Origin of the sequence: Xanthomonas vesicatoria ATCC 35937 (assembly GCF_001908725.1) — a bacterium.
GTDB classification, from domain to species: domain Bacteria; phylum Pseudomonadota; class Gammaproteobacteria; order Xanthomonadales; family Xanthomonadaceae; genus Xanthomonas; species Xanthomonas vesicatoria.
This window is the reverse complement of record NZ_CP018725.1, coordinates 2,778,188-2,785,000: the sequence shown is the minus strand read 5'-3', so window position 1 is coordinate 2,785,000 and position 6,813 is coordinate 2,778,188. Positions and strand designations below refer to the sequence as shown.

At 61.9% G+C, this 6,813-nt stretch carries 4 protein-coding genes and 2 rRNA genes (1 of these 6 running past the window's edge); 5 read left to right on the top strand and 1 reads right to left on the bottom strand.

The window, feature by feature from the left end; translation table 11 throughout:
- The 5 genes from BJD12_RS12060 to BJD12_RS12040 form a co-directional block, all read left to right on the top strand.
- Positions 1–455 (top strand): 23S ribosomal RNA (locus BJD12_RS12060) (it extends 2,426 nt beyond the left edge of the window).
- Between the two features lie 170 nt (positions 456–625).
- Positions 626–740 (top strand): 5S ribosomal RNA (rrf, locus tag BJD12_RS12055).
- A 336-nt stretch (positions 741–1,076) separates the two neighbouring features.
- Positions 1,077–1,892, top strand: a complete 816-nt coding sequence (gene mutM, locus BJD12_RS12050; RefSeq protein ID WP_042828024.1) for a bifunctional DNA-formamidopyrimidine glycosylase/DNA-(apurinic or apyrimidinic site) lyase — start codon at positions 1,077–1,079, stop codon at positions 1,890–1,892.
- A 193-nt stretch (positions 1,893–2,085) separates the two neighbouring features.
- Positions 2,086–3,189 carry a DUF4380 domain-containing protein gene (locus BJD12_RS12045; RefSeq protein ID WP_074059383.1) on the top strand — a complete coding sequence of 368 codons (1,104 nt, stop codon included), beginning with the start codon at positions 2,086–2,088 and terminating at the stop codon, positions 3,187–3,189.
- A gap of 67 nt (positions 3,190–3,256) precedes the next feature.
- Positions 3,257–4,858: a glucan biosynthesis protein D gene (locus BJD12_RS12040; protein WP_042828023.1), complete on the top strand. Its 1,602-nt coding sequence runs from the start codon at positions 3,257–3,259 to the stop codon at positions 4,856–4,858.
- Positions 4,859–5,282: 424 nt separating this feature from the next.
- Here the strand turns inward: BJD12_RS12040 and BJD12_RS12035 are convergent, their stop codons facing one another.
- Positions 5,283–6,527, bottom strand: coding sequence for a GAF domain-containing sensor histidine kinase (locus BJD12_RS12035; protein WP_042828013.1), 1,245 nt, complete (start codon positions 6,525–6,527; stop codon positions 5,283–5,285).
- Positions 6,528–6,813: the final 286 nt, after the last annotated feature.

Genomic DNA, 6,813 nt, shown 5'->3' with positions numbered 1-6,813 from the left:
ATAACAGGCTGATACCGCCCAAGAGTTCATATCGACGGCGGTGTTTGGCACCTCGATGTCGGCTCATCACATCCTGGGGCTGTAGTCGGTCCCAAGGGTATGGCTGTTCGCCATTTAAAGTGGTACGCGAGCTGGGTTCAGAACGTCGTGAGACAGTTCGGTCCCTATCTGCCATGGGCGTTGGAAGTTTGAGAGGGGCTGCTCCTAGTACGAGAGGACCGGAGTGGACGAACCTCTGGTGTTCCGGTTGTCACGCCAGTGGCATTGCCGGGTAGCTATGTTCGGAAGCGATAACCGCTGAAAGCATCTAAGCGGGAAGCGCGCCTCAAGATGAGACTTCCCGGGGCACAAGCCCCCTAAAGGAACCATATAGACTATGTGGTTGATAGGTCAGGTGTGTAAGTACAGCAATGTATTGAGCTAACTGATACTAATGATCCGTGCGGCTTGACCATATAACCTCAAGTTGCCTTGGTCCCAACGAACGTTGGTAGATCATCAAACGCAAGCTACGTCACAAGTTAACTATGCGAGGCTGAGCGCCGTAGGTGCTTCCATACGCAAACGCTTGCACACCCGTGCTCACGTTTGAGGAAGCAACAACTGGCGACGCTCCAACCGTCTCCCTGGTAAAATTAGCGCTGTGGAACCACCCGATCCCATCCCGAACTCGGAAGTGAAACGCAGCTGCGCCGATGGTAGTGTGGCTCAAGCCATGCGAGAGTAGGTCATCGCCAGGGGCTTTACCCGAAACCCTCTATCCGAAAGGATGGAGGGTTTCTTTTTGCCTGACATGCGGCAACACCAATCCCAACACCGTCGCAGCCAGCCGCTGCCTCGCTTGGCTGCAGGTGTTCCGATACCCAAGCAGCAAGGCCACTTCCTGCCAGGCAGGAACTTGCGGCTACTGGCCGGTTGAGCCATCGCATGTCGCCTACGGCCAATTGCGTTGCTCGCTTTATGCATACAGAGCGGACCATAGGATGGGCAATCCAAAGTGACTTGATTGCTTTTCAACGTACAGGCCTCCATATGGTGCTGTGCCGGTGCGTGACCGGCTATTTCTGGATGCCCTGATGCCGGAGTTGCCCGAAGTCGAAACTACCGTGCGCGGACTTGCGCCGCATCTGGTCGGGCAACGTATCCACGGGGTGATTCTGCGCCGGCCTGACTTGCGTTGGCCCATCGCCGAGCAGATCGAACGCTTGCTTCCCGGAGCCACCATTACGCAGGTCCGTCGACGTGCCAAGTATCTGCTGATGGATACTGATGCCGGAGGTAGTGCGTTGCTGCATCTGGGGATGTCCGGCAGCCTGCGTGTACTGCCCGGCGATACCTTGCCGCGTGCACATGATCATGTGGATATCAGCCTTGAAAACGGCCGCGTACTGCGCTTCAACGACCCGCGTCGGTTCGGTTGTCTATTGTGGCAATCCGATACGCAGCAGCATGAGTTGCTCGCTGCGTTAGGTCCGGAGCCATTATCACAAGCATTTACTGGCGATTATCTTTATGCGCTGTCGCGCGGCCGTCGTGCTGCGGTCAAGACCTTTCTAATGGATCAGGCCGTGGTTGTTGGGGTCGGCAATATCTATGCGGCTGAAAGCCTGCATCGGGCGGGAATCAGTCCGCTGCGCGAGGCTGGAAAGGTGTCGCTCGAGCGGTACCGGAGCCTGGCGACTGCTGTAAAAGACATCCTGGGTTATGCAATCCAGCGTGGTGGCACGACGTTGCGCGACTTCATTAGTCCGGACGGTGCACCCGGGTATTTCGAGCAGGAATTGACGGTCTACGGTCGCGAGGGCGAGCCTTGCAAACAGTGCGGGCGTGCCTTGAAACACGCAACGATTGGGCAGCGCGCGACGGTGTGGTGCGGTCATTGCCAGCGTTGAGGTCTAGCAGCACTCTTGAGCAGTTCGAGGCTGCCTCCAGGCCAGGTAGATCTTCTCGATCGGCGTGCCGCTTCAACGGATGAACGGCCGGCCAGGCGATGATTGGCGCTACGTTCGCAGTGAAGATGCAAACGACTAGTCGCCGCGCCTGCACCACGCCACAATCAATACGTCCTGCGTTTGGAACAGCGTTATGCTCATGTCACGGCCTCGTTTCATTTGCCTGGCGGCTAGCGGGCTATTTGCGTTACTGCTTCTTGGCAAGACGCGTGCAGATGAGTCCGCGACAACCAGCCTCGCAGCAGTCGAGCGCATCCAGTTGCGTAACGATGTAGTGGAGCTGACCACTACACCCGCATTTGGTGGCCGCGTTCTGTCCTTCAACCTGCGCGGGCAGCCCAGCGTGTTGAAGATCGGAGCGGCAGTGGATCGGCAGCCCTCGCCTATGGTATCTGCCAGTGCGGGCGATATCCCGTATCTCGGTCACGATGTGTGGGTAGGGCCGCAGAGTCAGTGGTGGCTACATCAGCAGGTCAATCGAGAGCGCAAGGCCTCCGCTGCGGTGTGGCCGCCAGATCCGTATCTGTCGCTGGCCACCACGCGTGCCGTGATGCGTGCACCGACCGAGGTGCGTCTGCAGGGCGAGCCCAGCCCTGTGACCGGCGTGCAGCTGAGCAAGCGCATCGCGCTGTCTCCTGCACGTGCCGACACGGTGGAGGTGCAGGCCACAGCGCGTAATATCCGCAGCGAGGCGATTGCCTGGGATCTGTGGTTCAACACACGGGTTGCGGCGAGTACGCGGGTCTTTGTGCCGGTCGCCAATGCCGGCGATCTTCGGGTGCAACCACCGAGCGAGCCAGGCACGGTGCCGCCAGCGTTCGACCACCATGCAGGCATCGTGGCGTTGCGTGCCGACGTACGTGATGACGGCATGGTCCAGCGCGGCAAGGTGTTGTTGCAGCCATCGGCGGGCTGGATGGCTGGTTTCGCCGGCGAGCAAATGCTGGTGATCCGCTTTGTACACCAGCCATTGGCTGCGATCCATCCGGAACAAGGACAGGTGGAACTGTATCTGGATGCCCCACCCCTGCACCCCGAACAAGGGTTGCTGGAAATGGAAGTACATGCGCCGTATCGCCAGCTCGCGCCGGGCGCACAGATGCAGGCGCAGGAGCAGTGGACGCTGCTGCCGTACAGCGGGCCGGACGATGCGCAGGCGCAGCGAAGATTCCTGTGCAACAAGGCGAAAGAGCTGGCATTGGACAATGCCTGCGACGCGACCATTGCGAGACCTTGACTGGCGCGCGCGCGTCCGCGCCGGGCTGTGGCTATGATGGCGCCATTCCCCGATCAGACCGATGCGCATGCAACGACGCCACTTCCTGAAGAATGCTGCTGCCGCCTTGGCCGCGCTCGGTTTGCCGGCATTGCCGCAGTGGGCGTTGGCTGCCAAGGCCGTGGGGCTGCGTCGGCTCGGGCAGCCGCAACCGTTCGACTATGCATGGCTCAAGGGACAGGCGCGTGCGCTGGCGAAAGCGCCGTACAAAAGCCACAAGCAGGTGTTGCCAGGCCCGCTGGAAGCGCTGAACTGGGATCAATATCAGTCGATCCGCTATCGACAGGACCACGCGTTGTGGGCCGACGGCAACGGCAAGTTTCAGGCGAAGTTCTTCCACCTGGGGCTGTACTTCCATACCCCGGTGCACATCTACGACATCGTTGATGGCAAGGCGCAGCAGCTGGCCTATGACCCGGCTGCATTTGATTACGGCAGCAGCGGGCTGGGCGGTAAGCAGTTGCCCAAGGATCTGGGTTTTGCCGGTTTCCGCCTCAATACACGCAAGGACACCGACCGCGACTTTTCAGCGTTTCTGGGCGCCAGCTATTTTCGCGCGGTAGGCAAGGAAGGCCAGTACGGGCAATCGGCGCGCGGGCTGGCGATCGATACCGGCACCGGTGGACCGGAAGAATTTCCGGACTTTATTGCGTACTACCTGGAGCAGCCGGCCGACGACTCCGACACCGTGGTGGTCTACGGCCTGCTGGATTCGCCCAGCGTCGCCGGTGCCTACCGCTTTGCCATCACCAATGGCGACGTGCTGGTGATGGATATCGACAGCGCGCTCTACCCGCGTAAAGCCATCGAACGGCTCGGCATCGGCCCGTGCACCAGCATGTACCAGGTCGGCGAAAACGACAGCCGCATGGATTGGGACTGGCGCCCGGAGATCCACGACACCGATGGCCTGGCGATGTGGACCGGCGGCGGCGAATGGATCTGGCGCCCGCTGTGCAACCCGCCGCACCTGCGCTTCAACATGTTTGTCGATGAGAACCCGCGCGGGTTCGGGCTGCTGCAGCGCGACCGCAACTTCGACCATTACCAGGACGACGGCGTGTTCTACGAGAAGCGCCCGTGCCTGTGGGTGGAACCCAAGAGCGGTTGGGGCAAGGGGTCGGTGCAGTTGGTCGAGATCCCGACCGTGGACGAGACGTTCGACAACATCGTGGCGTTCTGGAATCCGCAGGCCAAGCCGCAGCCGGGGCAAGAGCTGCTGATGGGGTATCGGTTGTACTGGGGCGCGCAGCCGCCGGCCAGCTCGTCGTTGGCGCATTGCGTGGCCACCCGCACCGGCCTGGGCGGCATCGTCGGGCAGAAGCGCAGCCATTTTTCCTGGCGCTTTGCAGTGGACTTTGCCGGTGGCGACTTGCCGGCGCTGGTGAAGGATGCCAAGACCAAGGTCGAGGCAGTGATTCAGGTGTCGCGCGGCAGTACCGAGATCGTGTCGGCGCGGCCGTTGCATGAGCTCAAGGGCTATCGCGCCATGTTCGACCTGGTGCCGCCGGATGACAGCACGCAGCAGATCGACATCCGCCTGTATCTGCGCGCCAACGGCAAGCCGCTGACCGAAACCTGGCTCTACCAATGGACGCCGCCGCCGGCGAGCGAGCGCAAGATCTATTGAGTGGGTGGCGGTACGCGCGCCACGCATCGCGCGGTGTCGCAGGCACGTGACGTCGTTGCGATCTCGGGCGATCGGAGCTAGAAGCAAAGACGTTGCAGTGATCTCGGCGCTGTGGGTAGATGCCGACATGCATGCACTGATCGCAACTGCGACAGACTGCCGTTGTCCCAGCCCTGCGTACTTGTTGCGTGGCAAATGCGAGCACGGTGTTGCACAGCGAGTCGATCAGGTGTGGATGACGCCGGGGATCGGCGTGCGACCTCGGGCATGCCGCGTCTGCCAATGCCCTCACGCACGTCGCGTCGTGGGGTGATTGCCGTACAAGACGGTGTGTGTCTGCGAGAGCGTTTGTCTGTCGACGCGTTGCGTATGCTGCAGGACGCACTCACCGTAGTGAGTGACGTATCGCCGGAGTTTACTAAGCTCAGGCCGAAGAGGCGTTGTTGACCAGGTGCATGCGCGCACGCGGTCGTGCGCAGGCCAGTTCCACGCGGAAGCAGGTGCCGTTCTTGCCGCTGGTGATGTGCAGCTCGCCCTGATGCGCCTGCGCGATCTGCGCGGCCATGTGCAGGCCCAGATCCACTTCCGGCAGGGGCCGGCCGGCGGTATGCACATGCGTGGAGGCATGCAGCACATCCAGCCGGCGCGGATCGATGCCGTCCAGGTTGCAGACCTCGATGCGCAGGCGCCCCCGTTCGGTGACCGCGACCGCCTTGATCAACGAACTCTGCTGCCCCTGCACCACTGCGTTGATCATCATGCTGCCGAACATCTGCGCCAGACGCACCGCATCGCCATGCACCGGCTCGTCGATGGCCACGTGCGTGGACAGCACCTGGTTGGGGTAGGCGGCGCGGGTTTCGTCGACCACTTGCGACAGCGCATCGAGCAGGTCGCTGCCGTTGCCGTAATCCAGTTGCAGCCAGTCGCGCTCGATACCACGCGCAAAATCGCAGGCGAAATCGATCAGTTCTTCCATGCGCTGCAGGCTGCGTTGCAGGCTGCGGATGGCGCCGCCCTGGCGCTGGTTGAGCGGGTCGATGGCGAGCACGTCGACCACCGCATGCATGGATTGCAGCGGGTTGCGCAGATCGTGGCCGAGGATGCCGATGAACTCTTCGCGCAACCGTGCCGAGGCGCCAGCGCGGCCCAGTTCGCTGCGCGCGCGCCGCGACTCCTGCGCGCTCTCTTCGGCGCGCTGTTCGGCCTGGATCTGCGCGGCCAGCAACTGCGCAAGCAGCTCGACCTTTTCCACCAGTTGCTGGTCCATGACCCGCGGTAGCGGATCCAGCGCGCATAAGGTGCCGAACACGCTGCCATCGTCGAAACGGATCGGCACCGAGACGTAGCTTTCGAAGCCATACAGTCGCGGCGAAGGGTGGTCGCGGTAAGCCGGGTCGTCGGAGGCATGGCCAAACCACACCGCGTTGCCCTTCACTCGTACGCTGTCGCAAAAGGTAGTGGCCAAGGGCAGCTCATCGCCGGGCCCCAAGCCAAAGGACAGTTCGTCGCGTACCTGGCAGGTGATCCAGCGCGCTTCGGTGACCCGCGCGATGGCGGCAAAGCCCATGCCGGTGAGGCGGGTCAGAATGTTCAACACATCGGGAACCGACGATAGCCGGCCAACACGCGCGATATCGGCGCGCAACTCGGGAGGAAGCGGATTCATGGGTGCCTCCCGACAAGTGGATAAACGCAAGTTTACAGGACCGCGGTTGGGCCTGGTTGCACGCCAAGCCCGCTGCAATCGATGCCATCCAACCCGATTCCGGGCGCCGTCCACAATACGTCTTGTCGGCCTGTGACGGCGAGGCCGCTGCCAATCTATGCCTGCAACGGCTTAGCGATGCATTCGAAGCATAGAGCTACGTGCGAAATTCGCGCTGCCGTTCAGGGGATGCAGCCAATGGCGTCGTGGTGAGCGCAGCTGTCCACGGTGCTGTGCTTCCGCCGGG

Bases quoted from the DNA above. Each gene is read 5' to 3' on its own strand.
- mutM (WP_042828024.1), top strand. From the start codon at position 1,077: ATGCCGGAGTTGCCCGAAGTCGAAACTACCGTGCGCGGACTTGCGCCG.
- BJD12_RS12045 (WP_074059383.1), top strand. From the start codon at position 2,086: ATGCTCATGTCACGGCCTCGTTTCATTTGCCTGGCGGCTAGCGGGCTA.
- BJD12_RS12040 (WP_042828023.1), top strand. From the start codon at position 3,257: ATGCAACGACGCCACTTCCTGAAGAATGCTGCTGCCGCCTTGGCCGCG.
- BJD12_RS12035 (WP_042828013.1), bottom strand. From the start codon at position 6,527: ATGAATCCGCTTCCTCCCGAGTTGCGCGCCGATATCGCGCGTGTTGGC.